The organism is Bacillus sp. ok061 (assembly GCF_900108285.1).
GTDB lineage: Bacteria > Bacillota > Bacilli > Bacillales > Bacillaceae_G > Bacillus_A > Bacillus_A thuringiensis_S.
Window position 1 is genome coordinate 24,096 of record NZ_FNUW01000018.1, and the last position, 25,881, is coordinate 49,976.

Sequence of the window (25,881 nt, forward strand, 5' to 3'; positions counted from 1 at the left end):
TGTCATCCTCCAATTCAGTTCATATTAGTCATTGTAACACGAATAAACAAAATTTTTCGTATAAGCGTTTTATTAGGGAAACAAAAAAGAAAATGTTAAAATATAAGAAAATTCAATCAAGGGGGCTATTTGATGAATTCCAAGCTTTTTTCACCTTATACAATTAAGAACGTTACACTAAAAAATCGTATCGTTATGTCGCCTATGTGTATGTATTCATCGGGGAATGAAGATGGCCGCGTTACGAATTTCCATCTCATTCATTATGGAACTCGCGCTGCTGGCCAAGTAGGTTTAGTTATGGTTGAAGCAACTGCGGTTTTAGCTGAAGGACGAATTTCTAACAAAGACTTAGGCATTTGGGATGACAACCTAATTGAAGGCTTACATAAAACGACTACTTTTATACATGATAACGGTGCAAAAGCTGCCATTCAACTCGCTCACGCCGGAAGAAAAGCTGAATTAGATACGAATGCTTTCGCTCCTTCTGCAATTCCTTTTAATGATACGATGAAAATACCCGTAGAAATGAATATACATCAAATCAAAGAGACTATATTAGCTTTTCAGAGGGCCGCGTTACGTTCAAAACAAGCCGGATTTGATGTTATTGAAATACACGGTGCTCACGGTTATCTTATTAATGAATTTCTTTCTCCGCTTTCCAATAAGCGGACTGATGAATATGGTGGTTCACCTGAAAACCGCTATCGTTTCTTACGCGAAATCATTGACTCGATAAATGAAGTTTGGAACGGACCGTTATTTGTCCGTATTTCAGCAAATGATTATCATCCTGACGGGTTAACAGTTCAAGATTATGTTCAGTATACAAAATGGATGAAAGAACAAGGAGTAGATTTAATTGATTGTAGCTCTGGGGCTGTTGTCCCTGCACGCATCGATGTTTATCCTGGGTATCAAGTACAATATGCTAAACATATTAAAGAGCATGCTAACATTGCAACTGGTGCAGTTGGATTGATTACGACTGGATCTCAAGCAGAGCAAATTTTAAATGATAACGAAGCAGATTTAATTTTCATCGGACGTGAGTTACTTCGCAACCCGTACTTCCCGAGAATAGCAGCCAATGAACTTGGCTTTGAATTGCAAGAACCTCACCAATATAAGCGAGCACCAGGAAAAATTCATACGAATAAATAAAACCGAGAAGTCATTCTTCTCGGTTTTATTTATTCTATCGTTGGAATTTCATTTGAATTATAAGTATGGATACCCGATTCTTCGCGCAGCGCGGTTATATACATCCCTTTCGCCACATCTTTAGCTGAAATTGGTTTATACTTTTTGAAAGCCCCTTTAAAGATAAAAGGAATAATACGAGATAACTTTTCAGCCATTCGTTCGCCGAAACGAAATTCTTGTCGATTTCCTACTAATAATGATGGTCTAAAAATGTGAATACCACCGATCACTAACTTTTGCAATTCTTCTTCCATTCTTCCTTTCACTTGTGAATAAAAGAAAAATGATTTAGGATTCGCTCCCATAGAAGACACAACAAGGAAATTTTGTACCCCTTGTTTTTCAGCTAAACAAGCAGCTCGTAACGTATATTCATAATCTACTTTTTTAAAATTTGCTTTTGTTTTTGCTTTTTTTATTGTTGTTCCTAAGCAACTAAAAACATCATCCACAGCAAAGAACTCTTTATATTCCTCTAATACCGAAAAATCAACTTGTTTCTGCTGTAACTTTTCATGTTGCCATTGCATTGGCTCTCTTACAAAAATAGTAACCGAATCATAGTAATCTGATTCAAGTAATAGACGCGTTATCTCTTGTCCAACTAAACCACTTGCACCAAGTATTAACGCTGTTCGCTTATTCATATATGCATATACCTCTTATTTTACTTTTCTCTCCTTCAGTAAAATACAACCTTCAGGAGTTTCCTGCTCTTATTTTACCACAAGTAAAACACTATGCGTACGCATAGTGTTTTACTCACTCTTTTTTCTCATCTCTCTCTTGTAATTTCGTTATTGTTGTAGCGTCCCCTAAATTACTTATTAATCTTCTTAAAAAAATTAATACAAAAGATAATGGCAATACTACCGCTAATATTAATAAAATAGCTTCCATTAAGTAACCCAAGCGCTCATCCCCCTCTTTAACCTCCTTTTCAATATATGAAAACAGCGTTGTCACATATGCATGCATTTGCAAAAATAATACACTTATATTTGACAACTTTATAACAAAAACAAATCGGAATGATTATTATTTATTGCAACTTTATTAAAGATGTATTATACTAAGTTCGCAAACTAAAACGTAATTATTCCGTTTTGTATTAAAATGATATTTTTCTTCTATAATTGGGGAAAATATATCCGTAAAAAAGAAAAGAGGAGAACTTCATGCCTAAAAGATTGACTATATTTTCATTCTTACTTATTTTCACCTTAATTTTCGCTGGCTGCTCAAATAAAAAAGAAAGTAATGCCAAGAAAGATGGAAAGCTAACAGTTTATACAACGATTTTCCCACTTGCTGATTTTGCAAAGAAAATCGGTGGCGACTATGTAAATGTTGAAGCAATTTACCCACCTGGTGCAGATTCACATACATTTGAACCAAGTCAAAAACAAACAGTACAAGTTGCAAAAGCTAATTTATTCGTTTATAACGGCGCTGAATTAGAACCATTTGCTGAAAAAATGGAAAAAACATTACAAAAAGAAAATGTTAAAATTGTAAATGCATCTAAAGGTATTGAGCTTCGTGCTTCTACTGAAGAAGAGCATCATGATCATGGAGATGGCCATAAAGAAGATGAACATCATCACGATAAAGACCCGCATGTTTGGTTAGATCCTACTCTAGCAATGAAACAGGCGGAAAAAATTAAAAATGCACTTGTAGAATTACAACCTGAACATAAACAAGAATTCGAAAAAAACTTCGCAGCACTTCAAACTAAATTTACTGATTTAGACGATCAATTTAAGGCAGCTGTAGCGAACGCAAAAACGAAAGAAATTTTAGTTTCTCATGCTGCCTATGGTTACTGGGAACAACGATACGGCCTAAAACAAATTCCTATCGCTGGAATTTCAGCTTCTGATGAACCATCTCAAAAGCAGCTTGCTGACATTACAAAAACAGTAAAAGAACATAGTCTAAAATATATTTTATTCGAAACGTTCTCTACTCCAAAAGTAGCATCCGTAATTCAAAAAGAAACTGGTACAAAAGTTTTACGCTTAAATCACTTAGCTACTATTTCTGAAGATGATGCGAAAAATAATAAAGATTACTTCACTTTAATGGAAGAAAACGTAAACACATTGAAAGAAGCAATAAACTAATCCATTATATTTTCTAGGCAGCTGAATCTGGTATTCAGCTGCCTTTTTATGTATTTATCCTTGACTTGACCAAAATAACAAGTAAAATTATCCATATTAGCTTTAAAGCTATATTAATTTAGAAGGTGAGTTGGAATTATGAATCTTCACATTTGTGAAGTAACAGCAAAAAATTGGCGTTCAGTAGTTGCTTTAAACGTTACAAAAGATCAGCAACAATTTATTGAAAGTAACGCGTTTTCTTTAGCAGAATCATTATATGAAGGAAACGGAACGTCAGTAGGTTTATATGATGGAGAAACACTTGTAGGATACGCAATGTATGGATGGTATTCAGAAAAACATAAAAGCGTATGGCTCGATCGCTTTATGATTGACCAACAATATCAAGGAAAAGGATACGCAAAACGTTTCCTTCGCTTACTCATTCAATTCTTACAAGAAAAATTCGAATGTAAAATAATTTACTTAAGTTTACATCCAGACAACAAACTTGCAATGGGACTATATGAATCATTTGGTTTCCGCTTAAATGGTGATATTGATGATGAAGGTCCAGTTGTAGGTGTTGTAATGGAGTTACTAATAGACGAAAACATAAGCCTGTGAAAGCAGGCTTTTTATTATACATTTATCCCGCTATTTGCGGACAGTAAGACCCTCATCTCAAAATTCAGCGGAAGCAAAGAAGTTAGGCGGGGGGCCCTGTTGCCCGTAAAAGCCCGATTGGTGAGGGCTGATAATCAGTGGGGGATGAACAACCCCCCCCCCCACTGATTAAAGTTTCACTTTATCAATTTTTAGTTTCTTTTCCTTATTTAATTCTGTTTTGCAATCTAATAGAATGCTCATAAAAAATAAGCCTGCAATTTACGCAGACTTATTTCACACACTCCTGAAAATGTTCTTGGAACCACTCTTTATTAATATCTCTTCCGATAAAAACTACTTCACTTACTCGCTCTTCGCCCTCTTGCCACTCTCTATCGTACGAAGCGGCAAATAACGTATGTACACCTTGGAAAACGATACGTTTATCTACTCCGTCTATCGATAAAATTCCTTTGTAACGATATAAATATTCCCCTAGCTCTTGAACGACAGCTGACATCCACTCATTAAGCTTTTGTAAATCTAGCGGACGTTCTTCACGTAATACAAATGATTTCACACCTTCTAAGTGGTTATGTTCTTTATGAGGGTAAATTTGCAACGTATCTTTCGTTTTAAACGTTTGAATTTGTAATAAAGATGGTATATCTACCTCACAGTTAGTCGCCTCGATTAACTTTGCAGTCGGATTAATTCCTTGAATTTCATGCAAGAGATTTTCTTTCTCACTCTCTTCAATTAAGTCTAATTTATTTACTAAAACGACATCAGCAAACGCAATTTGCTCTTTTGCTTCTAATCCTTTTTCAAAATGTTTATGTATATGATAACTATCTACCACCGTTACAACACCATTAATTTGGTATGCAGATTGAATGACTGGATCTAAAAAGAATGTTTGAATAATCGGCCCTGGATTTGCAAGGCCAGTCGTTTCAATTACTAAACCATCAAAATCCATTTTCCCTTCTGCTTTTACGTCCAGTAACTGTTTTAAAGCAACAAGTAAATCTTCACGTACAGTACAACATAGACAACCGTTTGTCATTTCCATAATTTCTTCTTCCACATTCATAATCAACTGATTATCAATGCCAATTTGTCCTATTTCATTTACAATCACCGCTAATTTCTTACCGTGATTTTCTGATAAAATACGATTTAATAAAGTCGTTTTCCCTGATCCAAGAAAACCAGTTAATATTGTTACTGGAATCATTCCTTACATCTCCTTATAGCTATATGTTTCTACATTATAGCATATAGAGAAAATCATTTTTTTAGCAAAACATATTTATTGTATGTACGCCCTCCAAACTATATAATAATACGTAGTAAGAAAGCCTTTTCAAAATAATAATCATTCATCAAGGGGGTACTTATAATGGAACGAGTTCAAATGAATGAAACGCTAGAATTCTCTCGTATTATTCAAGGATTTTGGCGTTTAGCAGAATGGAATATGACGAAACAAGAATTACTTTCTTTCATTGAAGATTGTATGGATATGGGAATTACTACTTTTGATCACGCTGACATTTACGGCGGATATACGTGTGAAGGGTTGTTTGGAGAAGCTTTACAATTAAAGCCTTCCTTACGAGAAAACATGCAAATTATTACAAAGTGTGGAATCGCTCCCCCATCACCAAAATTTCCAGAGCGATATGTTGCTCACTACAATACTAGTGCAGAGCACATTATTCAAAGTGCAGAAGCATCACTAAAAAATTTACATACAGATTATATTGACGTATTACTTATTCATCGTCCCGACCCTTTTATGGATCCAAATGAAGTGGCAAAGGCATTTTCACAATTAAAACAAGACGGAAAAGTTCGTCACTTCGGTGTATCTAACTTCTTACCTTCACAATTTAATATGTTAAGTTCTTACTTAGATTTCCCGCTTATTACGAACCAAATTGAAGTTTCTGCATTGCAGCTTGAGCACTTTCAAAAAGGGACAATTGATTTATGCCAAGAAAAACGAATCAATCCAATGATTTGGTCACCTCTTGCTGGTGGGGAAATCTTTACTGGTCAATCAGAACGCGCCGTACGTGTACGTGAAACTGTGCAAAAAGTTGCTACTGAGCTCGGTGTTACTAGTATCGATACGGTTATGTATGCTTGGTTACTTGCGCATCCAGCTAACATGATACCAATCGTTGGATCTGGTAAATTAGATCGTGTAAAAACGGCCGCTCTTGCTACAAACGTTAACTTAGATCGTCAACAATGGTTTACAATTTTCGAAAGCTCTAATGGACATCCTGTACCATAATACACAAAAAGAAGAGCTGTTTCTTACAGCTCTTCTTTTTTATATGTATTTCTCGTCATTGCAAATACACACATATCCCTTAATCCATTTCCATCTACTGCAACACTCGCACTTTCTAAAATCCCCTCTAATTTAAAGCCCAATTTCTCAGGTATCGCTCTACTCTTTTTATTTAGAGAATCACAACGAATTTCTACACGGTTTGCTTTCAATTCAGAAAAAGCATAATCCGTTATACCTTTCGCAGCCTCTACCATATAGCCTTTTCCGCTAAACCTTGTATCAATCCAATATCCGATTTCAAATTGAGGTATATCCCAATTAATGCGATGTAATCCGGCAGAAGCAATAAATTCACCTGTTTCTTTCGAAAATACTAGTAATCTTAAATCCTCACGTTGCAAAAATTGAATATGCGATTTTCTAATACTCTCTTCTATTTCTTCCTCTGTTTGCTCTTTTTGTGCAAAAGCCATCCAAGGTTTTAGTTCTTGTATTGAAGCTTGAATTGCATCATATACAACTTTACCATCTCCTGGTTTCGACATTCGAATAAAAAGCCTGTCAGTATAAAATTCAGAAGGAAAATCGAATAATAACGGATTCACTGTAAACACTCCCTATAATTCTTTTATATATAATAATATCCATCTCAAGTTATATAGTAAAGAATTTTCTGAATTAAATACATTTTACTCATTCACTTCCATCGCTACACGAATTCCAGATTCAATCGCACCTTGAATCCATCCGTGATATAGCGTTGTATGATCTCCAGCGAAGAATATTCTCCCCTCTGGTTTGACAATCGCTGGTTGTAGCTCAGATTCTTGACCTGCTTGAAAAAGCGCAAATCCTCCAAGCGCATACGGATCCAATGTCCAGCTTTTTGATATTCCAGATATGAACTCATCATACACTTGACCATCTAATATTGTTGCTAAGTTGTGTAAGGCGTAATAAATACGATCGCCTTTTGATAAACCATCCCATAACAATGCATCGTAAGACCATGTATAGCTACCTAACATCATAGCAGGTCCTTTTTCTCCAATTCCATGACTTGGATAATAGGCATAACGAATTGGCAAATCTGTTATAATTCTGCCACCTAATTGCCCTTGTTCTTCCCAAAATCTGCTTTTAAATTGAATTCCTATTTTCGTCGCAGGCATGTAATGCAATTCACGAATTGCTTTCCATTTTTCATGAGATATAGAATCAAACGGATCTACTTCTACAAAACGCATTGTCGAAAACGGGATAGTAACAATAACTAAATCTCCTGTAATACTACTATATTCAAAAGTTTCCTCGTTCCGATAGAAAGCTGTCACACCATTATCGTGTTGATGTAACTTCATTAATTTTTGATTATATATAATATTTTCTTCTAATTGCGGTAAAAATGACTTTGGTAATCTATCATTCCCGCCCATAATTTCACAAAATCCGCTCTCCTCTTGCATAATGTATAGAAATCGTAAAGTCTCTACAAACGACCGTTCTAAAAAACCTTCTAAATCTAATAGAACACCGATCATCTCAATTGTTACTGGCGAAAAGTAAGTATTATACTGATAAGGGTGATACTTTAAAAATTGTCCTGTGGAATATCTCCCAAAATCCTTCACTACAACATCCCAATTTTCCTCTGGATTTCTTTTAATAAAATTTATTATCGGCTGTACTGCTAATAACAATAGTTCTTCAGACGTTTTTCCCACTTCGTTCATTTCCACAGGATACCTTAAAATACTCGGATCCTTTTCATATTGTTTCAACGTCGTTTTCCGTCCATTTACATAGATAATATCCGTCTCATTCCTATTAATAAAAGGGCTCACCTGTAGCCCAAATTTTCTTATATATGCCATCGTTAATCTATGCGTATACGGAATTCTCATTGCTCCAACATCTAAATATAATCCGGTATCTTCCATTCTAACTGTCTCTATACGGCCACCTACCCGGTTGTTTGCTTCAAAAATTTTCACATCATGTCCTGCAGCCTTTAATAAAGATGCTGAAACTAATCCAGCCATACCAGCTCCCACTACAATAATTTGTTTTGGATTTATCGTCTTCTTCAATCCTTTATCTATAACTTTTAACGCTTCATCCATTTCAGTGTTATACATTATATCTTTCTGCACAATTCCACCCCTTATTTCATCAAATGGACGTTAGTGGTTTAGTGCATTTTATTCATAGATCCCCATAAACATAACACCATTGCAATTTGAATATTCACTAAAAATACATAAGAGACAGATTTCATATTTCTTTATGCTTCGTATAATATAGCAACTGCAAAGAAGGAGTGGTTAAAAATGAAACATACTTATGACTACCATGCTACAAAAAAACATTTAGAATTAAAGAAACAAAACTTATGTAAAAAACTTAGCAATATGACACTATCTGAAAAAGAACGTGAACAGCTAAAACGTGAAATTGACAACTATGAATATATTTTAAATCTAGTCGAAATGAATCATTATGAACGCGGATTTTCTCGTTAAAAACGGAAATAAGATTATCCGCTTTTCATTTTGAGCATTTCGCTACGCATTTTTCATAAGTAAATATATAATAGGATGTACATTAAGATTGAGAGGTATATTCTATGATCAAGTTAAGTGTATTAGACCAATCACCTATTTCAGATGGTAGCACAGCAGCCCAAGCTTTTTCACATACAGTTACGCTTGCACAAGAAGTTGAAAAACTCGGATTCACACGTTTTTGGGTATCCGAACATCATAATTCCGTAAGCTTAGCTGGTTCAAGTCCAGAAATACTTATTTCTCATATTGCCACGAAAACGGACCATATTAGAGTAGGTTCAGGTGGTGTTATGTTACCGCATTATAGCCCATATAAAGTTGCTGAGAATTTCCGGGTTTTAGAAGCACTGTATCCAAATCGTATCGATCTCGGTGTTGGTAGAGCCCCTGGTGGTATGCCAATAGCAACTCGCGCACTTCAAGAAGGGAAAATGGTCTCACTTGATCAATATCCAGAACAAATTGCAGACGTTGCAATGTACATACATGATCAAGTACCAGAAAACCATCATTATGCAAACTTAAAAGCCACTCCAGTTATCCCAACATCTCCTGAAATGTGGATGCTCGGTTCTAGTGGAGAGAGCGCTAAAATTGCTGCAAACAACGGAGCTTCTTTCGCATTTGCACAATTTATTAATGGCTTTGGAGGCCCTGAAGTTATGAGGGCTTACCAAGAACAATATCAGCCTTCATTTTTAGGAGATAAACCAAAGTCAATCGTTGCTATTTTTGTTATTTGCGGAGAAACAAATGAAGAAGCAGAAAAAATTGCTTCTAGTTTAGATTTATCAATCTTATTATTAGAGCAAGGAAAACGAACTACTGGTACACCTTCTATTGAAACTGCTCAAAATTATTCATACAGCGCTTATGATTTATTCCGTATAAAAGAAAATCGTCAACGTATGATTGTTGGTGATCCGTCTTCTGTAAAAGAAAAAATAATAAACTTAAGCAAAGCATACAATACTGACGAATTTATGATTGTCACGATTACTCATCAATTCGAACATAAATTAAAGTCTTATCGCTTACTAGCAAATGCTTTTAATTTATAATTCTAAAAAGAGATGCATCACATATGATGCATCTCTTTTTCTTACTACTTATTGTTTTCATTTCCTATATATTCAATAGCTTCTTTTAATAGCTCATCAAAGTTAATAGGATAATTATGATCTAAGTCAGGCACAACTTTATACTTATGTTCTATATTCTTATCTCTTAATAGTTGTACAAATTGCTGCACGGATTCGAAACAATCTTCATCTTGATCCCCGCATACTATATATCCTTTTATCTGTTTATCCTGCAGCACACTCAACAACTCATCCCATTCTTCAATCTTGGGAAGCCAGGGTGCCATAAAAACAAAACCATCTACATCTATATCTTTTTGTAAAATCGTATATAAAGCTACTCTTGCCCCTGTAGAAAAACCACCAATTATTACATTTTCTACTGTATGATTTTCTATAAACTTATTGTAATGCTCTTTTAATTCCCTTTCCCTCTCTCTAGATCATCCCAAACAAATCCATCTGAAAACTGAATTTGTGAAGACTGTGGTAAAGCTAACGTGTAATCTTGTGTCAAAACTGATTTCCAATATGGCTCTACTATTTGAATATTTTCTTGATCACCATGTAATGTAAGTAGTAGATTTCCCTCTTTCTTGCTGTATATATATTTCACGTCTGGTCTTTCCGTTTTATATGCTAATTCTTCTCTTTCTTTACATAATTGAACCATTGTATGAAATTCTTCAAATTTATGTAGTGATTTTAAATCATCGTCCGAAATTAAATACTCATTTCCATACCAGAATCCCTTTTCTATAATGGCCTCTCTCATTAAATGTAATGCTTCTTTTTCAAGTCCCGATGCACCTGCGAGCGCATACTTAAAATTATATATTTGCGCCTCATTCCCTATTACACCTGTAGCATTTTCCATTATATAATTGTACGCTTCAAAACTTCCTTTATTTGCATAACAACGTAGCGTTTCATTTAATAATTGAATGTAAGTCATACTATTTTTCATGTACCAATTCCCCCGAAACCTTTTATAATATTTTTTTGCGAATCTTTATACCACTTTGTATAACCCACGCTAACAATATCTTATTCTCAGAATGATGCTTAATAGTTACTCTTCCCTGTCCAATGCATTTAGTATAAATAAAAATAGACTGAAAAATCAATATTTTAACAAACAAAAAAAGACAACAATATATGTATTGTTGTTTTCATTACATCTACCCGCTCTTTTGTTTTTTTCTATCTGGTTTACTTGAAACTAAATAATGTTTTTCTGAAATATATAAGTCTCTTTTTAAGCTACGATTTAAGTAAGGTCCTAGTTTCATTCCGCATATGAGGCGATCTTCGCTACCTTCAACAATTGGGAACATTTCTTTTTCTGTTACGTATTGATCTACTGCTTTTTGTACGACATCAATTTCTTTCACTAGGTTTAAATTTTCTGCTGTATGTTCAAATACCTCAAGCGTTTCCTTCGTTATGAGAAAATCATTTGTTGGAAATGCAGGTAAATACGGTTTTAACAAATCATAATTCACTGTATAATCGTCATTTACTAATACTGTATAAACAATATTAGCATTCGTTTCTAAAAACTGAGCCATCGCTTGTTCTAATTCATCTTTCGTAATTTCCCGCTCTTCTTTTCCAGTTCTGAAAAAGCGAAACATCGCATCGCCTCCTTTTTACTATATTATAGCATAAAAGAAAACTGAAAAATCATAAAAAAACCCATTGAAATAATTTTTCAATGGGTTTCTATATATTTATCGTTATTTTAAGAATGCACTTAGCATCCATACATGTTGTTCTAATGTTGTATGAATTGCTAACAACATGTCAGCTGATGTTTCATCGCCAGCTTCGCCCGCAACTTCCATACCTTCTTTTAATTCTTGAATAAGTGCAGAATAATCATTCACTAATGTTTGCACCATTTCTTCTGCAGATTCTTTGCTTGTCCCTTCGCTGACACTAGATGTTGCGAGATATTCTTTCATTGTCGCTAATGGTTTACCTTCTAAAGCTAAAATACGTTCTGCTAACTCATCAATATACGTTCCAGCTTCATTATAAAACTCTTCAAATTTCTCATGTAATGTAAAGAAGTGTGGCCCTGTCACATACCAGTGATAATTATGTAGTTTCACATATAACACATTCCAGTTTGCTACCTGCTTGTTTAATACTTCAACAACATTTGTTTTCGTACTCATACAACCCACTCCTCTTATCATTTTGTAATGTTTATCTTTTAATAACCTAATTACATTTTACCATACATTTCCTTTCCTTTCGAACAATCGGCTTATATGTAACAAAGTTTTAACACCTTTAATACTTCCCTAATATCATTTAATTCATGTATTTTTTCAAACACTTCATACGTCTAATTGTCCAAGCTCATACATATGCATAATAGTACATCAAGCTCATCATAGTAGAAAGAGGGATAACATGGACAATCAACAATGGCAAGTAGCAAAGAAAGTAGCTGCTACTTATATCGGAACTGTCGTTGGAGCTGGATTTGCTACTGGACGAGAAATTGTTGAATTTTTCACAGTGAATGGATTATACGGGACAATTGGCATATGTGTAAGTGGATTTTTTTTTATTTGGCTCGGCACAAAGATGATGTTACTTTCATCGCAAATTGGGGCATTTTCAGCGCAAGAATTTAACAAATATTTATTTGGGGATGTATTTGGGAATGTTGTAAACACATTATTATTACTCGTTTTATTCGGCGTAACGAGCGTTATGTTATCAGGGGCTGGTGCAGTATTTGAAGAGCAACTTCGCTTACCAAGACAACTCGGTATTCTCATTACAGTTATCGCTTGTCTCATTATAAGTAGCCGCGGATTACAAGGTGTTTTTGAAGTAAATACACTTGTCGTACCTATTATGATGATTTTTATTATCGGACTTGCTATTACAACCTTTTTTCACGGTACACCTTCCATTAATAACACTATTCCTGCAGAGAGTTGGAATATGAAATGGATTACTAGCCCTATTACATATGTCGCCTTAAATCTTTCTCTCGCCCAAAGTGTTCTCGTCCCATTAGCCAGTGAAGTTAAGGATCGAAAAGCCATTTTTTGGGGTGGGATTTTAGGGGGTGCTGGACTTTCTTTAATTTTATTATGCAGCCATTTAGCAATCTTATCAGTCGATCAATTTTATCAATATAACATCCCAATGGCTGAAGTCATAAGAAGATTTAATGCAACTTTTCACTTCTTCTTCGTTCTCATTATTTTCGGTGAAGTTTTCACAACTTTAGTTGGTAATGTGTTCGGAATGACAAAACAGATGCAATCTATTACTGGGTGGAAAAATAACAATATTATTTTCTTTATTTTACTAATTAGTTATTGCTTTAGTTACATCGGTTACAGTGACTTACTTCACATTCTATATCCTATCATCGGATGGGTAAGTATTGTTATACTTCCAATCATTGCATTTAAACAACTTCAAAAAACATAAAAAAGCATCCATGTTATTGGATGCTTTTTTATGTTCATTCACAATCATCACATACTTCCCAGTACGGCCCCATTTCTAATGCTAAATACGGCTTTAATTGCAACCGAATCATTCGACTAGGCATGCGCTCTAAAACAAATTGAATACCCTCTTCCTCTTCGTCTAATTCAACTTTTGAAATCGCAATTCTTTGCATAGTCGTAATGGGAATTCCATCTTTATATAAAGTGATTTTCACCTCATCGTATTCATTAAAATACAATTCGACACTCATTTGATTTTTCAGAATTTCATCAACAATTTTATATGTATCATTTTGTTCTTGGATTATATATTTCCATCCGCCTCTATCTTCTTTCGGAGCTGTTTGAAATAATGTCTCCAAATCCTCGTATAGCATAAGATAACCCCTCTCTTACTAAAAACGATGAGTATTTTATATACCCTTTATCTCTATCACTATCCATAGCTATTGTACCATATATCACCGTTCTTACCGTATTCATTTGCTTCATACATACTTATAAAATAACTAATTCTATCTCCATTATTATGTATATTACCTCATTACTCCATACCCTCTTACAAGTTCAAATAACATCAGACTTTAATCAATGCAAATATTGTCTACAGTCTGCTTTTATTAGCTCACAGCATTCACACTTTTACATATAGTAAGACTAACACAAATAAAAAAGGAGAGTGACTTATACCACTCCCCTTAAAAGAACTTCCCTATAGCTGCTAAAACTAATACGATTATTAACATTGCGAATAATAATGAGACAATGAAACTAAAAATAGGTAACGCTTTCTTTTCATTCTTCTTAAATAGTAACTTTAAACTAAGAAAAATATTTACTGGTACAAGTATAAAATAAAAATATTTAACAATTTGCACCGAGCTATTCGAAAGTGTTTTTAATATAAACACTTCAATTAGAAAAACAATAAAAAATGAAATACTTAGCCAAAATGAAACGTAACTAAGCCAAGAATGTCTTTTTGTCCCCCAGTACACTCCCATAATACTCTCCTTTTATTTGTATTCTATAGGTTAACAATTATACACAAAGCTAACAAATACCTCTATTTTTCGACAAATATTATGCAAAATACCATTTTAAACGTCATAAGAGGACTCTACATCCCACATTTAAATTTACATAATAAAACAGACTACCCCAATACATACTGCTATTTTAGGGACAGCCTGTTCTCTGTTAAACTTTAAATCTATCAATTAGTCCTTGTAACTCTTCAGCCATTTGAGATAACGTGCCCGCTGCGGATCCAATTTCCTCCATCGAAGCTAGCTGTTCTTCAGCTGAAGCCGCAACATTTTGTGTGCTTGTTGCATTATTTTGTGCTGTCATTGCAATTTGTCCTACCGAAATAGATACTTCATTTGCCCCTTTTGACATTCCATTAGCCGTTTCAACCATCGTCTTAATTTGATTAGCTATTTCATTTGTAGATTGTAAAATTTCAGCAAAGTTTTGCTTCGTTTCATTTGCGATAACAAGTCCAGATTGAACTTCCTCATTTACATGATTCATAGATTTGACTGTCTTACCCATATCATCTTGTATTTCACATATTAATTTACTAATTTCACTAGAAGATACGCTAGACTGCTCTGCCAATTTACGCACTTCATCTGCAACAATCGCGAAACCTCTTCCATGCTCACCGGCTCTTGCAGCTTCAATCGCCGCATTTAGAGCTAGAAGGTTTGTTTGATCTGCAATATTTTGAATTACTTCTAAAATATCACCAATTTGTTTTGATTTATTATTTAGTAATTGTATAACTGCATCTGATTGTGACACAGATTCTGCAATAGACTGCATCTGGTTTACTGTTCTTCCTACTAGTTTCCCACCATCTTCTGCTTTTTCACGAGTATGTGCAGAAGCCGTATTAATAGATGATGAACTATTTGCTACATGCTGAATTCCTTCCGTTACATCAAACAGTAACATAGCGCCATTTTCTACGCTTGTTGTTTGCGTCGTTGCCCCACTTGATATTTCATCCATTGCGATTGTGATTTGCTCAGTCGCTTCACTTGCTTGCCTTACACTTGCAGTTAGCTCTTCTGATGCCGCTGCAACATGCCCAGCTGAATCGTTAATTCTTCCGATTAACGTCCGTAACGAATTCGTCATCTCATTAAAGCCTTTAGCAAGTTGGCCGATTTCATCATTAGAATGAATTTCAATTGTTTGCGTTAAATCCCCTTCACTTATTTCTTTAGAGGTAACAACTAATCTCTTTAAAGGCTTCGTAATTGAAAGTGTTACAAAATAAATAAGTGCTCCACCTATTACTAATGAGATAAGCATAACAATTAACATATTATAAAATACAGGTTGAGCAGCTTCAATTACTTCACTTGAGTACATAGTCCCACCAATTTTCCAACCTGTTTTTACATTTGTAGCAAATACCATATTCTTTTCACTACCGCCATAAGAATATGAAAAAGCACCGTGATTATCTTCATAAATTTTCTTTGCCCAAGAATCAGCCGCTTTTTCCCCTGACTTTTCTTGTGGATGAGCAATTATTTTTTTCTTTCCATCTAAAATGAAGGCATATCCTTTTTTACCAATATTAATTAACTTTGATGTTTTTAATAAATTATCTAAACTTAAATCTAGCGCAACAACCCCATTTTTATCTTCTGTTTGTTTTGCGATTGTTACGACAATATGTCCATTTCCTTTTGCCTTATATGGCTCAGTAACAACAATACCACCTTGTTTTGCAACTGCATCTTTATACCAAGAACGCTCTGTTGGATCATAGTCTGCTGCCATTTGTATATTTGGTTCTTGTACAAATTTTTTATCATTTCCGGCAACATATACTTGTTCAATATCTTTATTTAAATTTATATATTGAGATAACATTTTTCTTAATTCATCCTGATTATCTCCTTGATACATATTCCCCTGAATCACCCGTGCAAAATTATTCACATCATTAAATTTCGCATCAATCATTTGATTGATTAAATTATCCAGTATTTTTATATTATCGTTAGCACTACTCTTAATTTGTGATTCAAAATTCTTTTTGGCTGTTTGATAAGACATGCCTCCGATAATAGACACAGCCGCAATTAAAATTACAAAGAATGAAATTAATAGCTTTTTTGCTACTTTCATATCACGAAACAAATTTAATAGTTTACCCATTATGAACCTCCTAATTTTCAAATTTAAAAGTTAAATTGAGTTAATTATGAATATTTCCCAATCCCTAATTATTATTTTCATAACCTATTATGATGAATACTTTGTAAAGTTTAAACAATTAATTTCCCTTTGTCTATATATATAAATAATATTATTATAAAATTTACAAATAGAAAAAACCAAAGGGGCACCCTTTGGTTTTTACATTTTTTTATGTTGTTTAGAAAGCTTTTTCCACTTATCACGCTCTGCTCTGGCAAGGATTGCATCTTGTTTCCTCATAAAATACGCTAATTCTCTTTGTAATTTTTTATAGCTTTTCAAACGATCTATAGTAATAAGTCCGTTATCAATTGCACTATACACCGCGCATCCTGGTTCATTCTCATGCTTACAATCACGGAAACGGCATGTTGTCGCAAGTTCTTCAATATCAGAGAATGTTGTTTGAATCGCTTCGCTTCCTTCCCAAAGTTGCAATTCCCTCATGCCAGGCGTATCAATCACGAGAGCGCCACTAGGCAATTGGAATAACTCTCGATGCGTTGTCGTATGCCTCCCCCTACTATCCTCTTCACGTATATCTCCCGTTTTTGCTACATCAATTCCTATTAGCGCATTTAACAAAGTTGACTTTCCTACCCCTGATGACCCAACTAAAGCAATTGTTTTCCCTGAAGAAACAAATTGCTGCAACGATTCAATACCTGTATGCTCTAAACTATCAACAACGAAAATAGGAACACCAATTGCTATAGCTTCCGTTTCTACAATTTTCTGTTCCACATCATTACATATACTACTCTTTGTTAAAACAATAACTGGCATAGCGCCGCTTTCATACGCTAATAATAAATAACGCTCCATCCTTCTAACATTAAAATCATGATTAAGTGCGTTCACTAAAAATAGATAATCTACATTTGCTGCTATTACTTGTTCTTCCGTTCGAGTACCAGCCTCTTGTCTAGAAAAAGAGCTTCTTCTCGGAAAAATACGATGAATGATAGCTTTCTTTTCATTCTCTATTTTTTTTATATACACCCAATCACCAACTGCTGGATAATCGCCTTTCGTTACTGCTTCATGCCGAAACTTCCCAGACAGTTCTGCCATATATTCACCATCGTTACAAATAATGCGATATATATGCTTATGCTCAAGTAAAATACGACCTACTTCAAATTTCTCTACAGCTTGTTCCTCAAAAAAAGAATCCCAGCCATACGATTCTAAAATATTTTGATTCAAATTGATATCCTCCCTAGTTTAATCTAAGTGGAAGGATAGTGCGCTCACTTATATCGTTTCGCCCTTTCCATCCACCTTTGTATTTGGTTTATTATTCATATAAGTTATTTTCGCCATAATACATCACCCCGTTCTTATTTTAATTACTCTCATTATATGGAATTCTCCTATAAAAATCCACATTATTTAACATAATTTTCAAATAACTTGTTTTTAAGCATTCTAATTTGTCCTCGGTGACTAATTTCATCTTCTAGCACATGAAACCAAAGATAGTGCTGGTTATATGCTACATCGTTAGGCCACTTTCTTTCTGACATGAGCCACTCATCACCTTGTTCACTTAAATACTTCAGAGATTCTTCTCGAACACTTTGTAGAAGTTGTACATAATACTGTATTTCATGACCACGGATCGCTCTACCCCCTTCCCCTAAATACAGTGCATCTTCCCATATTTCTAATTCTTCTTTTGTAAGGTCACGATCTTGAAATGAAATAAGCTGATGAACTTTTTCAATAGCTGCTATATGTTTTAATAAGGCACCAATTGAATTTCCGCTACTCTGCATAATTAAATCTAATTGCTCAACTGATAAATTTCTTACTTCGCCTAATGTTACAGCTCTCGTATGCTCAAGCATGCTTACTAATTCCCCTATTTTTTTTGTATAACCATCTACACTTCTTATTCGATAATCTATATTCATATCACGCACCCCTTTCTGCATTCATATTATTGTAAAAATGATTCATATAATAGACTAAAATCTATCGAAATTTTCTGTTATAATTAAATTGAATACAAAATATACCCAAACAAACTTTCTCAATATGCTTATATGAAATATTAAAAGGAATCAATATAAAATAATCGAATCTTATTCACTAAAAGGAGTGGATTCGATGGAAATGTATCAATGGCTAACCGCTGTTCTCGTTGGTGGCATTACTGGCTTCGTTTCCCATCTAATCAATAACCAAGGTAAGTTATTGCTTCCACGCCGTTTGAAAACATTTTTTCATTTTGGATTTTTAACTGATATTTTTACCGGGGGCCTAGCCGCACTTCTCGGACTCGTTTTATTCGATGTCACCGCAATAAAAGAAATTATAAAAGTATCCATTGTAACTGCTATTTCCGGTCAAACTTTCTTACTACATCAAGCTCTTGGTGGCGAACAGGCTAAAAATACGCAAATTGGGAAAGCTGATGAGAAGATTCAAGAAATTGACAAATTATTGCGACGTTAGTGTATACTTTCTTTTAAAATTATTGTTATAATGAGAAATAAATATTTTCTATTGCGTCGTTTGTCAGGAGAAAGGGTGTTTCGTATGACAAAAAAGAAAATAGAAGATTTCTTAACAAACTCCGAAAAAGAGGAACTGCTAGAAAACTATAAATGTTTACGAGAAGCCCGCACAAAAAGCGAAGCTAACTATTTTGGTGAAGCAGTAAACCATCTATTAAATAAAGCAAAACAACGAATTATTAAAGATGCAGGTATACATGATGAAAATGCTGCAACTGTTCAATCAAAGAGAAAAGCACTGTTTTAGCTACATTAGCTAAAACAGTGCTTTTTATTACAATATTTTTCACATTACTTTCACATCTATTTCACAAATATAAGTACTTCTATATGTTAAACTAGGTATATCCTTTTCCGAGGAGCTATATGCCGATATATAAATCCCTATAACCATAGGGATTTTTTATTTTTCCATAATTTTATTACAATTCCTTTTCAATAATATAGCTGAACAAAGAATTATTAAAGATGCAGGTATACATAATGAAAATGCTGCAACTATGCAATCAAAAAGAAAAGTACCTTTTAGACTTAACCAAAAAAAGTACTTTTTGATTTACTAAAACTTTATGATGCAATTCCTTTTTCATTATCTTTACTAATGTTTTCACTGTTTCTAAACAGAAATAAAGCTACAACATATAATAACGCAGTAAAGCTACCTACTAGTATAAAATTGTGAGATGTTGCAAATAACATTCCTGCTATTGCCGCACCAATCATTTGGCCAATGTACATCGCGGCATTTGCAAGAGCAGCACCTGTTCCTCTTGCTATAGTAGACATGTTTTGTAAGTGTCCCATCATTAATACAAACAAAATTCCTGTCACAAAAAATAAAACAAAGAAAAATAATTCAACAAATATAATACTCTTTAAATAAGGGAGTATTACATATAACACTGCTGTAAATACAATTCCACCATAGAAAGAAAAATTGTAACCAATTTTATTTACGAGTCTAGGGCCAAAAATATTACCAGCTAAATTTCCTAATCCTAGTACAAGCATAGCCGTACCTACTTCATGAACCTGTAACCCAAATTGAACGGAAAGCCATACACCAAAGAATGAAAATGCAGCAAAATTTCCGGTTTGAAAAACAAAGTAGGCAAAATAGGAAAGTGAAACCTTTGAATCTGTAAGTAATTGTTTATAACGCTTTAAGATAGATTTTTTATTTCCACTTATATAAACCGGTTGTATTTCTGGTAATACAACATAAATAAGAATGACAAGTAGTGCTGATAATATACCAATGAAGTAGAATGGCATCGTATAATGTATCGTTGCTAAATAAGCTCCCATTGGCAGCCCTAAAATTTGAGAGATTGATAACCCTGCTGTTGCAACCCCAATTGCTTTCACAATTTGCTTTTTCTCTATAAGGAGCGGAATGGATGCCCACACTTGTGGAGATACAAAAGCTGCACTTACACCTGCTAAAAATCTAAATGTTAGCATCCATAAAAAACTCGGTGCAATTCCACACAAAAACGTACTTATTGCAAAAAAACTCATACCTAGTACCATCACTTTTTTTCTGTTTAATCCATCTGATATAGGACCAGCGATAAGCGCAAATCCAGCATACCCTAAAGCATACGAACTTACCATCCATCCTGACAACTCAGTTGAAACATGATACACCTGTTGTAATGTCGGCAACAGTGGTGAAATTAAGAAAGTATCTGTACCGATCATAAACATTATCGTGAAAAATACAGCTAGTACTCTGTTCATTTAGACCTTCTCCTTATATAAACAGAGGGTACTATCCCTCTGTTTCACTAATCTTCTAAAATAGATTGGATTTCTTTCATGACTCTTTTATTCAATGAAACGTCTACCACTTTCACACTTTCTCTTATTTGCTCTGCCCGCTTTCCACCAGGTATAACTGTATCAATTCCTTCTTTATTTAATAACCATGCTAACGCTAAATGAGACACTTCAATATCATTTTCTTTAGCTATCCCTTTTAACTTTTCCACTTTCTTAAAATTACTCTTATATGTATTTTCTTCAAATAGATTTACATTTTGGCGCCAATCGACTTCGTTCAATTTAAAATCTTCTCTATATTTTCCACCTAATATTCCAAAAGCAAGAGGCCCATATGGAATAAATGAAATACCCGCTTCTATACAATACGGCAACAGTTCTTCCTCAGCCGTACGTTCTAACATATTGTACGGAGATTGTACAACATCTATATGACCATGTTGGTTCGCTTCTTTTAATTGTTCTATGTTTACGTTCGATATTCCAATTGAACGAATTTTCCCTTCTTCTTTTAAACGAGTAAGCTCTCCGATTGAATCTATGTAACTTGTTTCAGGATTTGTAAAATGTAAATAATATAAATCAATATAGTCAGTCTGTAACCTTCTTAAGCTATTCTCCACAGCATTTCTTAAATAACTTGGTTCATTGTTAATATAAGTTTCTCCATTTAATAACGGTTGAATTCCACCTTTTGTAGCAAGTATAAGCTTATGGCGTTTTCCCTTTAATACTTCTCCTACCAATTCCTCAGATCTACCGACACCATATGAATCTGCTGTATCAAAAAATGTAATCCCTTGCTGAATAGCTTCTTCTACTAATTGCTTTCCTTCTTCTTCATTCACATCAGCATATAAATTATGTCCCCCTACTGCATTTGTACCTAAACCCAACTTTGAAATATTTAATCCTGCCTTTTGCAATTTTGTATACTTCATTTTTTCTCCCCCTATATTTCTATTGTTCGAATATATTCGAACAATAGAAATATACCACTTTATATGTTATAGTGCAAATATCTCAACTTATACAAGCAGGTGAAATATGCGTACACTCTATCATCCAAATCGAGAAGAAATTCAATTTTCTTCTGTCTTATATGCACTTAGCGATCAAATTCGTTTACAAATTGTAAATATGTTACTAGAGAAAAACGAACAATCTTGTGGCGCTTTAAACATTCCTATTGCGAAATCAACTTTATCTCACCATTTCAAAGTTTTACGTGAGTCAGGTGTTATGTACACGCGCCTTGAAGGAACACAACGTTTCATTTCAATTCGTGAAGAAGATTTAAATGCTAGATTCCCAGGTTTGTTACAAGTTGTATTACATGCGACAAAGCCATATTAAAAAACATCTCATATGAATATGAGATGTTTTTTAATATGGCTATTCTTTTAATAAATCTATTAATCCATTTCCTTCAGATGTACGTTCGTACCCTAAAGGTACAGTTCTTTTAATGAGTTGTGCATATATTTCCGGCTCCGATAACTTTCGACCGTATTCTTTCTCACACTGTTTAATGAGCAAGGCGAGCGCTCCAGCAACGTGCGGCGTCGCCATGGAAGTTCCACTTAACACAGCATATTTTCCATCTGGATACGTAGATAATATTTCATCACCTGGCGCTACTAGATCAATTTCTTGATTTGAATTACTAAAACATGTAATCTTCCGCTCTAAATTAACAGCACCAACTTCAATTACCTCAGAATAAGCACCTGGGAAATCTAATTCCTCTGTTTCATCATCGCAATCTCCATTATTTCCAGCAGCACATACAACGAGAACATCCTGATTTACCGCATTTTGAATTGCTTCATGTAATTCTGGAACATCTTGCGGACCACCAAGTGACATTGAAATAATTCTCACTTTCTCTTGATTCGGCCCTCTCCAATTTACAGCATAATGAATTGCCTCAATAATTTGCTCATAACTTCCAGAACCATCTCCCGCTAAAACTTTTAATACTAACATTTTAGCAAGTGGTGCAACTCCTAATACACCGACACCATTTTCAGTCGCGGCAATCGTCCCCGCTACATGAGTACCATGTCCGTTATTATCAAGATACACATTTGGATCAGCTTCATAATCTTTTGTGAAATTTCTTCCGCCGATAATACGATCCTTTAAATCTATATGATTGGTATCACACCCTGTATCTAATACGGCAACGACTACATCTTGCCCCTTCACACTCTTTTCCCATACTTGTGGAGCGTGAATCAGTTGTACACCTGGTGGAATTTCATTTACTTGTTCTACCACCTTATTTACGGTAAACGGAATCAATTGTATACCTTTTTGTTTATTCACTGTACTACTCATCGTAATCCCTCCTGAAAATGTATTATTTTCATTTCAGACCACTTTTGAATACGTGTAAATGTAATATTCGTTTTATTCTTTTTGTTTTCCTTCTTTTCAAATATTTCTCAACATCATTAACTAACTCTATACTACTTTTTTATTTCCCCTATGATTTGTAGGAAGTAACAGCCCGTGTCGTTCAACTAATAACCAAAATAAGAGGACCAATTAATGGTCCTCTTACAGTCTTTTAAAAGAATGATATGTAATTTGAAAAATAATATAAATTAAGACTAAACCTCACTCTTGTTTAAAAACTTTTCTATTTCTTTTACTAAATATTCCGCTCCCTCTATCCCAACAGTAATATTTCCATTTGCTAATGATATGTTCTGTTCTGAAACATCACCTGTGATTTGGCAAGCATTGTAAGGTTGATATTTTTGTAAAATGATTTTATCTGCTTCTACAAAAATTTCAAGCGGTGATTTGATTTGTATTCCCAATACATCGCGTAATTCTTTCGGGATAACAATTCGTCCTAATTCGTCTACTTTTCGAATAACTCCTGTTGCTTTCATATTTCTCCCCCCTTACTCTCTATTAATTTTTCCACCTCGCTTTTTCCATTTTATCACTTTTTGACAATACTTGCCTCTTTTTAGAAAATTTTGTACTCGAGTTAAAAAAACACATTTAATGCATACGTAATCTCTCTTTCAATTGTTTTACATAACGAGATCTTATAAGTAAGAAGTATACAACTTGGATACCTATGAAAATACTTAATACAACTGTATTTTCTTTAAACAATGAGTACTCAAACATTTGCCCTAACGCCGTTAGGGCTACTGCCCCATGTAATGTTGCAACACCAATTGGAACGAAGAATAAAAGCGCCAATCGAATTGTAACTACCTTCGATAATTCCCCACTCGTCAATCCAACTTTTCGAATCATTTCGAACAAGCGAACATCATCCTCCAAATCGGAGAATAAACGGAAGTAAAGGAAACTTCCTGCGCAAACGAAAAATACTATACCAATAAAGAAACCTACAAATAAAATCGGTCCTGCAATTTGTAAACTTTGGTTTTGCTCGTACTCTTCCGCACTAAACGTTGAGTGTTCTTGATACGGTTTAATTTGATGCGTAAGCTCTTTACCAATTTCAATCTCATCTTTCGTTCTTTCAGTTTTATACATATAATCTTTTGTCTCTATAAATCCATCTTGTAATGAATCATATTGATTATTAGAGATTACATAAACATTTCCTCTTAATATTTTCCCCAATGAAGATGAAGTAACTTTTTTCACCTTTAAATTTTCATTCATATTGGGTAAAGTAATTTCTTTTCTTTCTTTCATCGCTGGCCCTGGTATATTAGCTGACAAAAATACAACCTCTTTATTTGCTACAGTATTAAATGGTTCTCCTGTTAACTTTGCATATTCCTTATAGTCTGATTCTTTTATAAAAGTGGCGCTTCTTAACGACTGTTCCTCCGTTTTCTTTGTCGAAATATTAGTTTTTGAAGCTGCTATATTATGTTTCTTTAATCCTTTGTCAATCATTTGTATATGTTGTGATTCGTTACTATTCCCTTGCTTAGAATGGTAATGAAACGCAATTGGTCTCTCCATTATCCCTTTCGTCATGGATGCGAAGCCAACTAATGTCCCTATTGCTGAAAATGCTACAGTAGAAATAATGGTTACAATAAAGAACATTCTTGCGTTATCTCTCATGCGATACGCTAAATCTGATAACGTAATAATATTAGTCTGTGTCCAATAGAAACGTTTACTTTTTTTACATAATCGAATAATAAAGACACTCAGCTGCTTGTACAACAAATACGTCCCAATAGTAACTACCGTTGTAACAGGAATCATCATAATAAATACCATTGCGCCATGCGATAGAAGAGCTCCTATATAGCCAACACTAAGCAATACTACTGCTAATATTGAAGAAATGATTGATGCTTTCGGTTCCGGTTTTGCCTCTGCTGATCCTCTAAACAACTTCATAATTTTATTTTTACGGATCATTCCTGCACTAAACAATGATATGATCATAAATAATATAAAAAACATAATACTCGTTACAACAATTGCTTTCATCGGTATGTAATAGGATAAGGAGATATCTAGTTTTAATATCATCGGGGCAACAAATAGTAATACCCCTGAAAATAACATACCTGAAAGAATACCAAAAATAATTGCCCCTATTCCAATCATAATATTTTCAAAAAAGATAAGACGCTTTAATTGATATTTCGTCATACCTAGCATCATTAAAATTCCTAGCTCACGCTTTCTCGTTTTTAAAAACATTCCCATCGAATATAAAATAAAGAAGAATGTAAATAAGTAAATAATAGACTGTGCAAAAGACATACTTACGAATACGTACTGACCTAATTCTCCTGCACTTAATGCTGGATGAAACGCAAAAAATGAATACACAAAAAAGGCCATAATTGCAAATGCACTACTTAAAAAATAGGCTGAGTATGTCCGTCTATTTCGCGTTACATTCCGATATGCGAGTTCTCTAATGTTCATATTACTTCTCCGCCCTTCTTTCTACTAACTATGTTTTTATATTAGTAAAGTGCGGAAATACCTT

The 25,881-nt window shown here is 34.1% G+C and carries 27 protein-coding genes and 1 pseudogene; 10 read left to right on the top strand and 18 right to left on the bottom strand.

What is annotated here, in order from left to right:
* The first annotated feature begins 132 nt into the window (after positions 1 to 132).
* The gene (gene namA, locus C4S65_RS21505) at positions 133 to 1,170 is read left to right on the top strand and encodes an NADPH dehydrogenase NamA (protein WP_098301073.1); all 1,038 of its coding nucleotides are present in this window, start codon (positions 133 to 135) and stop codon (positions 1,168 to 1,170) included.
* A gap of 29 nt (positions 1,171 to 1,199) precedes the next feature.
* Here the strand turns inward: namA and C4S65_RS21510 are convergent, their stop codons facing one another.
* Together C4S65_RS21510 and C4S65_RS34550 are read right to left on the bottom strand one after the other, a co-directional pair.
* The gene (locus tag C4S65_RS21510) at positions 1,200 to 1,859 is read right to left on the bottom strand and encodes an oxidoreductase (protein ID WP_001042739.1); all 660 of its coding nucleotides are present in this window, start codon (positions 1,857 to 1,859) and stop codon (positions 1,200 to 1,202) included.
* A 115-nt stretch (positions 1,860 to 1,974) separates the two neighbouring features.
* On the bottom strand, positions 1,975 to 2,124 hold the full coding sequence (locus C4S65_RS34550) for a hypothetical protein (RefSeq protein ID WP_000540932.1): 150 nt from the start codon (positions 2,122 to 2,124) through the stop codon (positions 1,975 to 1,977).
* A 266-nt stretch (positions 2,125 to 2,390) separates the two neighbouring features.
* Here C4S65_RS34550 and C4S65_RS21520 point away from each other — a divergent pair, with 266 nt between their 5' ends.
* Together C4S65_RS21520 and C4S65_RS21525 are read left to right on the top strand one after the other, a co-directional pair.
* A complete protein-coding gene (locus C4S65_RS21520) occupies positions 2,391 to 3,341 on the top strand; it encodes a zinc ABC transporter substrate-binding protein (protein ID WP_001126156.1) in 951 nt (316 codons plus the stop codon).
* Between the two features lie 138 nt (positions 3,342 to 3,479).
* Complete coding sequence (locus tag C4S65_RS21525) at positions 3,480 to 3,950, top strand: GNAT family N-acetyltransferase (protein ID WP_001048683.1); 471 nt, start codon at positions 3,480 to 3,482, stop codon at positions 3,948 to 3,950.
* Positions 3,951 to 4,221: 271 nt separating this feature from the next.
* On the opposite strand, the gene C4S65_RS21535 is transcribed toward C4S65_RS21525, so the two are convergent.
* Positions 4,222 to 5,172: a GTP-binding protein gene (locus C4S65_RS21535; protein ID WP_000613427.1), complete on the bottom strand. Its 951-nt coding sequence runs from the start codon at positions 5,170 to 5,172 to the stop codon at positions 4,222 to 4,224.
* 165 nt (positions 5,173 to 5,337) lie between these two features.
* Between C4S65_RS21535 and C4S65_RS21540 the strand changes: the two genes are divergently transcribed.
* Positions 5,338 to 6,240, top strand: a complete 903-nt coding sequence (locus C4S65_RS21540) for an aldo/keto reductase (RefSeq protein WP_061667471.1) — start codon at positions 5,338 to 5,340, stop codon at positions 6,238 to 6,240.
* A gap of 23 nt (positions 6,241 to 6,263) precedes the next feature.
* Here C4S65_RS21540 and C4S65_RS21545 read toward each other — a convergent pair whose 3' ends face one another.
* On the bottom strand, positions 6,264 to 6,848 hold the full coding sequence (locus C4S65_RS21545; protein WP_001068753.1) for a GNAT family N-acetyltransferase: 585 nt from the start codon (positions 6,846 to 6,848) through the stop codon (positions 6,264 to 6,266).
* An 84-nt stretch (positions 6,849 to 6,932) separates the two neighbouring features.
* Positions 6,933 to 8,396 (bottom strand): flavin monoamine oxidase family protein, encoded by a 1,464-nt coding sequence (locus tag C4S65_RS21550; RefSeq protein WP_061667469.1) that lies wholly within the window; start codon positions 8,394 to 8,396, stop codon positions 6,933 to 6,935.
* A gap of 177 nt (positions 8,397 to 8,573) precedes the next feature.
* Between C4S65_RS21550 and C4S65_RS21555 the strand changes: the two genes are divergently transcribed.
* The gene (locus C4S65_RS21555; protein WP_000683368.1) at positions 8,574 to 8,765 is read left to right on the top strand and encodes a DUF3896 domain-containing protein; all 192 of its coding nucleotides are present in this window, start codon (positions 8,574 to 8,576) and stop codon (positions 8,763 to 8,765) included.
* Positions 8,766 to 8,869: 104 nt separating this feature from the next.
* Positions 8,870 to 9,871, top strand: coding sequence for an LLM class flavin-dependent oxidoreductase (locus C4S65_RS21560; protein WP_000594050.1), 1,002 nt, complete (start codon positions 8,870 to 8,872; stop codon positions 9,869 to 9,871).
* Positions 9,872 to 9,915: 44 nt separating this feature from the next.
* Here the strand turns inward: C4S65_RS21560 and C4S65_RS21565 are convergent.
* From C4S65_RS21565 to C4S65_RS21575, 3 genes and pseudogenes are all read right to left on the bottom strand, one after another.
* A pseudogene (locus tag C4S65_RS21565) lies at positions 9,916 to 10,859 on the bottom strand (alpha/beta hydrolase).
* 214 nt (positions 10,860 to 11,073) lie between these two features.
* Entirely contained in the window at positions 11,074 to 11,529 is a 456-nt protein-coding gene (locus tag C4S65_RS21570) for a DUF3939 domain-containing protein (protein WP_000488205.1), read from the bottom strand.
* A 102-nt stretch (positions 11,530 to 11,631) separates the two neighbouring features.
* Positions 11,632 to 12,075 (bottom strand): Dps family protein, encoded by a 444-nt coding sequence (locus C4S65_RS21575; RefSeq protein ID WP_000105199.1) that lies wholly within the window; start codon positions 12,073 to 12,075, stop codon positions 11,632 to 11,634.
* Positions 12,076 to 12,316: 241 nt separating this feature from the next.
* On the opposite strand from C4S65_RS21575, the gene C4S65_RS21580 reads away from it, so the two are divergent.
* Entirely contained in the window at positions 12,317 to 13,357 is a 1,041-nt protein-coding gene (locus C4S65_RS21580) for a GerAB/ArcD/ProY family transporter (RefSeq protein WP_000370209.1), read from the top strand.
* Between the two features lie 34 nt (positions 13,358 to 13,391).
* Here the strand turns inward: C4S65_RS21580 and C4S65_RS21585 are convergent, their stop codons facing one another.
* The 5 genes from C4S65_RS21585 to C4S65_RS21610 all read right to left on the bottom strand — a co-directional run bounded on the left by C4S65_RS21585 (position 13,392) and on the right by C4S65_RS21610 (position 18,524).
* A complete protein-coding gene (locus C4S65_RS21585; RefSeq protein WP_000965065.1) occupies positions 13,392 to 13,757 on the bottom strand; it encodes a DUF3979 family protein in 366 nt (121 codons plus the stop codon).
* Positions 13,758 to 14,078: 321 nt separating this feature from the next.
* On the bottom strand, positions 14,079 to 14,384 hold the full coding sequence (locus C4S65_RS21590; protein ID WP_061667468.1) for a hypothetical protein: 306 nt from the start codon (positions 14,382 to 14,384) through the stop codon (positions 14,079 to 14,081).
* Between the two features lie 196 nt (positions 14,385 to 14,580).
* On the bottom strand, positions 14,581 to 16,563 hold the full coding sequence (locus tag C4S65_RS21600) for a methyl-accepting chemotaxis protein (protein WP_098285900.1): 1,983 nt from the start codon (positions 16,561 to 16,563) through the stop codon (positions 14,581 to 14,583).
* A 201-nt stretch (positions 16,564 to 16,764) separates the two neighbouring features.
* Positions 16,765 to 17,814 (bottom strand): ribosome small subunit-dependent GTPase A, encoded by a 1,050-nt coding sequence (gene rsgA / locus C4S65_RS21605; protein WP_061667467.1) that lies wholly within the window; start codon positions 17,812 to 17,814, stop codon positions 16,765 to 16,767.
* 182 nt (positions 17,815 to 17,996) lie between these two features.
* Positions 17,997 to 18,524, bottom strand: a complete 528-nt coding sequence (locus C4S65_RS21610; RefSeq protein WP_098838644.1) for a DinB family protein — start codon at positions 18,522 to 18,524, stop codon at positions 17,997 to 17,999.
* 196 nt (positions 18,525 to 18,720) lie between these two features.
* Here C4S65_RS21610 and C4S65_RS21615 point away from each other — a divergent pair, with 196 nt between their 5' ends.
* Together C4S65_RS21615 and C4S65_RS21620 are read left to right on the top strand one after the other, a co-directional pair.
* Positions 18,721 to 19,068 carry a DUF4257 domain-containing protein gene (locus C4S65_RS21615; RefSeq protein ID WP_098838643.1) on the top strand — a complete coding sequence of 116 codons (348 nt, stop codon included), beginning with the start codon at positions 18,721 to 18,723 and terminating at the stop codon, positions 19,066 to 19,068.
* An 84-nt stretch (positions 19,069 to 19,152) separates the two neighbouring features.
* On the top strand, positions 19,153 to 19,377 hold the full coding sequence (locus C4S65_RS21620) for a hypothetical protein (RefSeq protein ID WP_000162602.1): 225 nt from the start codon (positions 19,153 to 19,155) through the stop codon (positions 19,375 to 19,377).
* A 320-nt stretch (positions 19,378 to 19,697) separates the two neighbouring features.
* On the opposite strand, the gene C4S65_RS21630 is transcribed toward C4S65_RS21620, so the two are convergent.
* On the bottom strand, positions 19,698 to 20,873 hold the full coding sequence (locus C4S65_RS21630) for an MFS transporter (RefSeq protein WP_001082502.1): 1,176 nt from the start codon (positions 20,871 to 20,873) through the stop codon (positions 19,698 to 19,700).
* Positions 20,874 to 20,920: 47 nt separating this feature from the next.
* Complete coding sequence (locus C4S65_RS21635) at positions 20,921 to 21,856, bottom strand: aldo/keto reductase (protein ID WP_000877947.1); 936 nt, start codon at positions 21,854 to 21,856, stop codon at positions 20,921 to 20,923.
* A 106-nt stretch (positions 21,857 to 21,962) separates the two neighbouring features.
* Between C4S65_RS21635 and C4S65_RS21640 the strand changes: the two genes are divergently transcribed.
* A complete protein-coding gene (locus tag C4S65_RS21640; protein WP_061667464.1) occupies positions 21,963 to 22,271 on the top strand; it encodes a helix-turn-helix transcriptional regulator in 309 nt (102 codons plus the stop codon).
* A 39-nt stretch (positions 22,272 to 22,310) separates the two neighbouring features.
* Here the strand turns inward: C4S65_RS21640 and C4S65_RS21645 are convergent, their stop codons facing one another.
* From C4S65_RS21645 to C4S65_RS21655, 3 genes are all read right to left on the bottom strand, one after another.
* Positions 22,311 to 23,258 carry a serine protease gene (locus C4S65_RS21645; RefSeq protein WP_000099758.1) on the bottom strand — a complete coding sequence of 316 codons (948 nt, stop codon included), beginning with the start codon at positions 23,256 to 23,258 and terminating at the stop codon, positions 22,311 to 22,313.
* Positions 23,259 to 23,533: 275 nt separating this feature from the next.
* Positions 23,534 to 23,821, bottom strand: a complete 288-nt coding sequence (locus tag C4S65_RS21650) for an AbrB/MazE/SpoVT family DNA-binding domain-containing protein (protein WP_000648324.1) — start codon at positions 23,819 to 23,821, stop codon at positions 23,534 to 23,536.
* A gap of 115 nt (positions 23,822 to 23,936) precedes the next feature.
* A complete protein-coding gene (locus C4S65_RS21655; protein ID WP_001026003.1) occupies positions 23,937 to 25,817 on the bottom strand; it encodes an ABC transporter permease in 1,881 nt (626 codons plus the stop codon).
* Positions 25,818 to 25,881: the final 64 nt, after the last annotated feature.

Bases quoted from the DNA above. Each gene is read 5' to 3' on its own strand.
- namA (WP_098301073.1), top strand. From the start codon at position 133: ATGAATTCCAAGCTTTTTTCACCTTATACAATTAAGAACGTTACACTA.
- C4S65_RS21510 (WP_001042739.1), bottom strand. From the start codon at position 1,859: ATGAATAAGCGAACAGCGTTAATACTTGGTGCAAGTGGTTTAGTTGGA.
- C4S65_RS21520 (WP_001126156.1), top strand. From the start codon at position 2,391: ATGCCTAAAAGATTGACTATATTTTCATTCTTACTTATTTTCACCTTA.
- C4S65_RS21525 (WP_001048683.1), top strand. From the start codon at position 3,480: ATGAATCTTCACATTTGTGAAGTAACAGCAAAAAATTGGCGTTCAGTA.
- C4S65_RS21535 (WP_000613427.1), bottom strand. From the start codon at position 5,172: ATGATTCCAGTAACAATATTAACTGGTTTTCTTGGATCAGGGAAAACG.
- C4S65_RS21540 (WP_061667471.1), top strand. From the start codon at position 5,338: ATGGAACGAGTTCAAATGAATGAAACGCTAGAATTCTCTCGTATTATT.
- C4S65_RS21555 (WP_000683368.1), top strand. From the start codon at position 8,574: ATGAAACATACTTATGACTACCATGCTACAAAAAAACATTTAGAATTA.
- C4S65_RS21560 (WP_000594050.1), top strand. From the start codon at position 8,870: ATGATCAAGTTAAGTGTATTAGACCAATCACCTATTTCAGATGGTAGC.
- C4S65_RS21570 (WP_000488205.1), bottom strand. From the start codon at position 11,529: ATGTTTCGCTTTTTCAGAACTGGAAAAGAAGAGCGGGAAATTACGAAA.
- C4S65_RS21575 (WP_000105199.1), bottom strand. From the start codon at position 12,075: ATGAGTACGAAAACAAATGTTGTTGAAGTATTAAACAAGCAGGTAGCA.
- C4S65_RS21580 (WP_000370209.1), top strand. From the start codon at position 12,317: ATGGACAATCAACAATGGCAAGTAGCAAAGAAAGTAGCTGCTACTTAT.
- C4S65_RS21585 (WP_000965065.1), bottom strand. From the start codon at position 13,757: ATGCTATACGAGGATTTGGAGACATTATTTCAAACAGCTCCGAAAGAA.
- C4S65_RS21590 (WP_061667468.1), bottom strand. From the start codon at position 14,384: ATGGGAGTGTACTGGGGGACAAAAAGACATTCTTGGCTTAGTTACGTT.
- C4S65_RS21600 (WP_098285900.1), bottom strand. From the start codon at position 16,563: ATGGGTAAACTATTAAATTTGTTTCGTGATATGAAAGTAGCAAAAAAG.
- C4S65_RS21610 (WP_098838644.1), bottom strand. From the start codon at position 18,524: ATGAATATAGATTATCGAATAAGAAGTGTAGATGGTTATACAAAAAAA.
- C4S65_RS21615 (WP_098838643.1), top strand. From the start codon at position 18,721: ATGGAAATGTATCAATGGCTAACCGCTGTTCTCGTTGGTGGCATTACT.
- C4S65_RS21620 (WP_000162602.1), top strand. From the start codon at position 19,153: ATGACAAAAAAGAAAATAGAAGATTTCTTAACAAACTCCGAAAAAGAG.
- C4S65_RS21630 (WP_001082502.1), bottom strand. From the start codon at position 20,873: ATGAACAGAGTACTAGCTGTATTTTTCACGATAATGTTTATGATCGGT.
- C4S65_RS21635 (WP_000877947.1), bottom strand. From the start codon at position 21,856: ATGAAGTATACAAAATTGCAAAAGGCAGGATTAAATATTTCAAAGTTG.
- C4S65_RS21640 (WP_061667464.1), top strand. From the start codon at position 21,963: ATGCGTACACTCTATCATCCAAATCGAGAAGAAATTCAATTTTCTTCT.
- C4S65_RS21645 (WP_000099758.1), bottom strand. From the start codon at position 23,258: ATGAGTAGTACAGTGAATAAACAAAAAGGTATACAATTGATTCCGTTT.
- C4S65_RS21650 (WP_000648324.1), bottom strand. From the start codon at position 23,821: ATGAAAGCAACAGGAGTTATTCGAAAAGTAGACGAATTAGGACGAATT.
- C4S65_RS21655 (WP_001026003.1), bottom strand. From the start codon at position 25,817: ATGAACATTAGAGAACTCGCATATCGGAATGTAACGCGAAATAGACGG.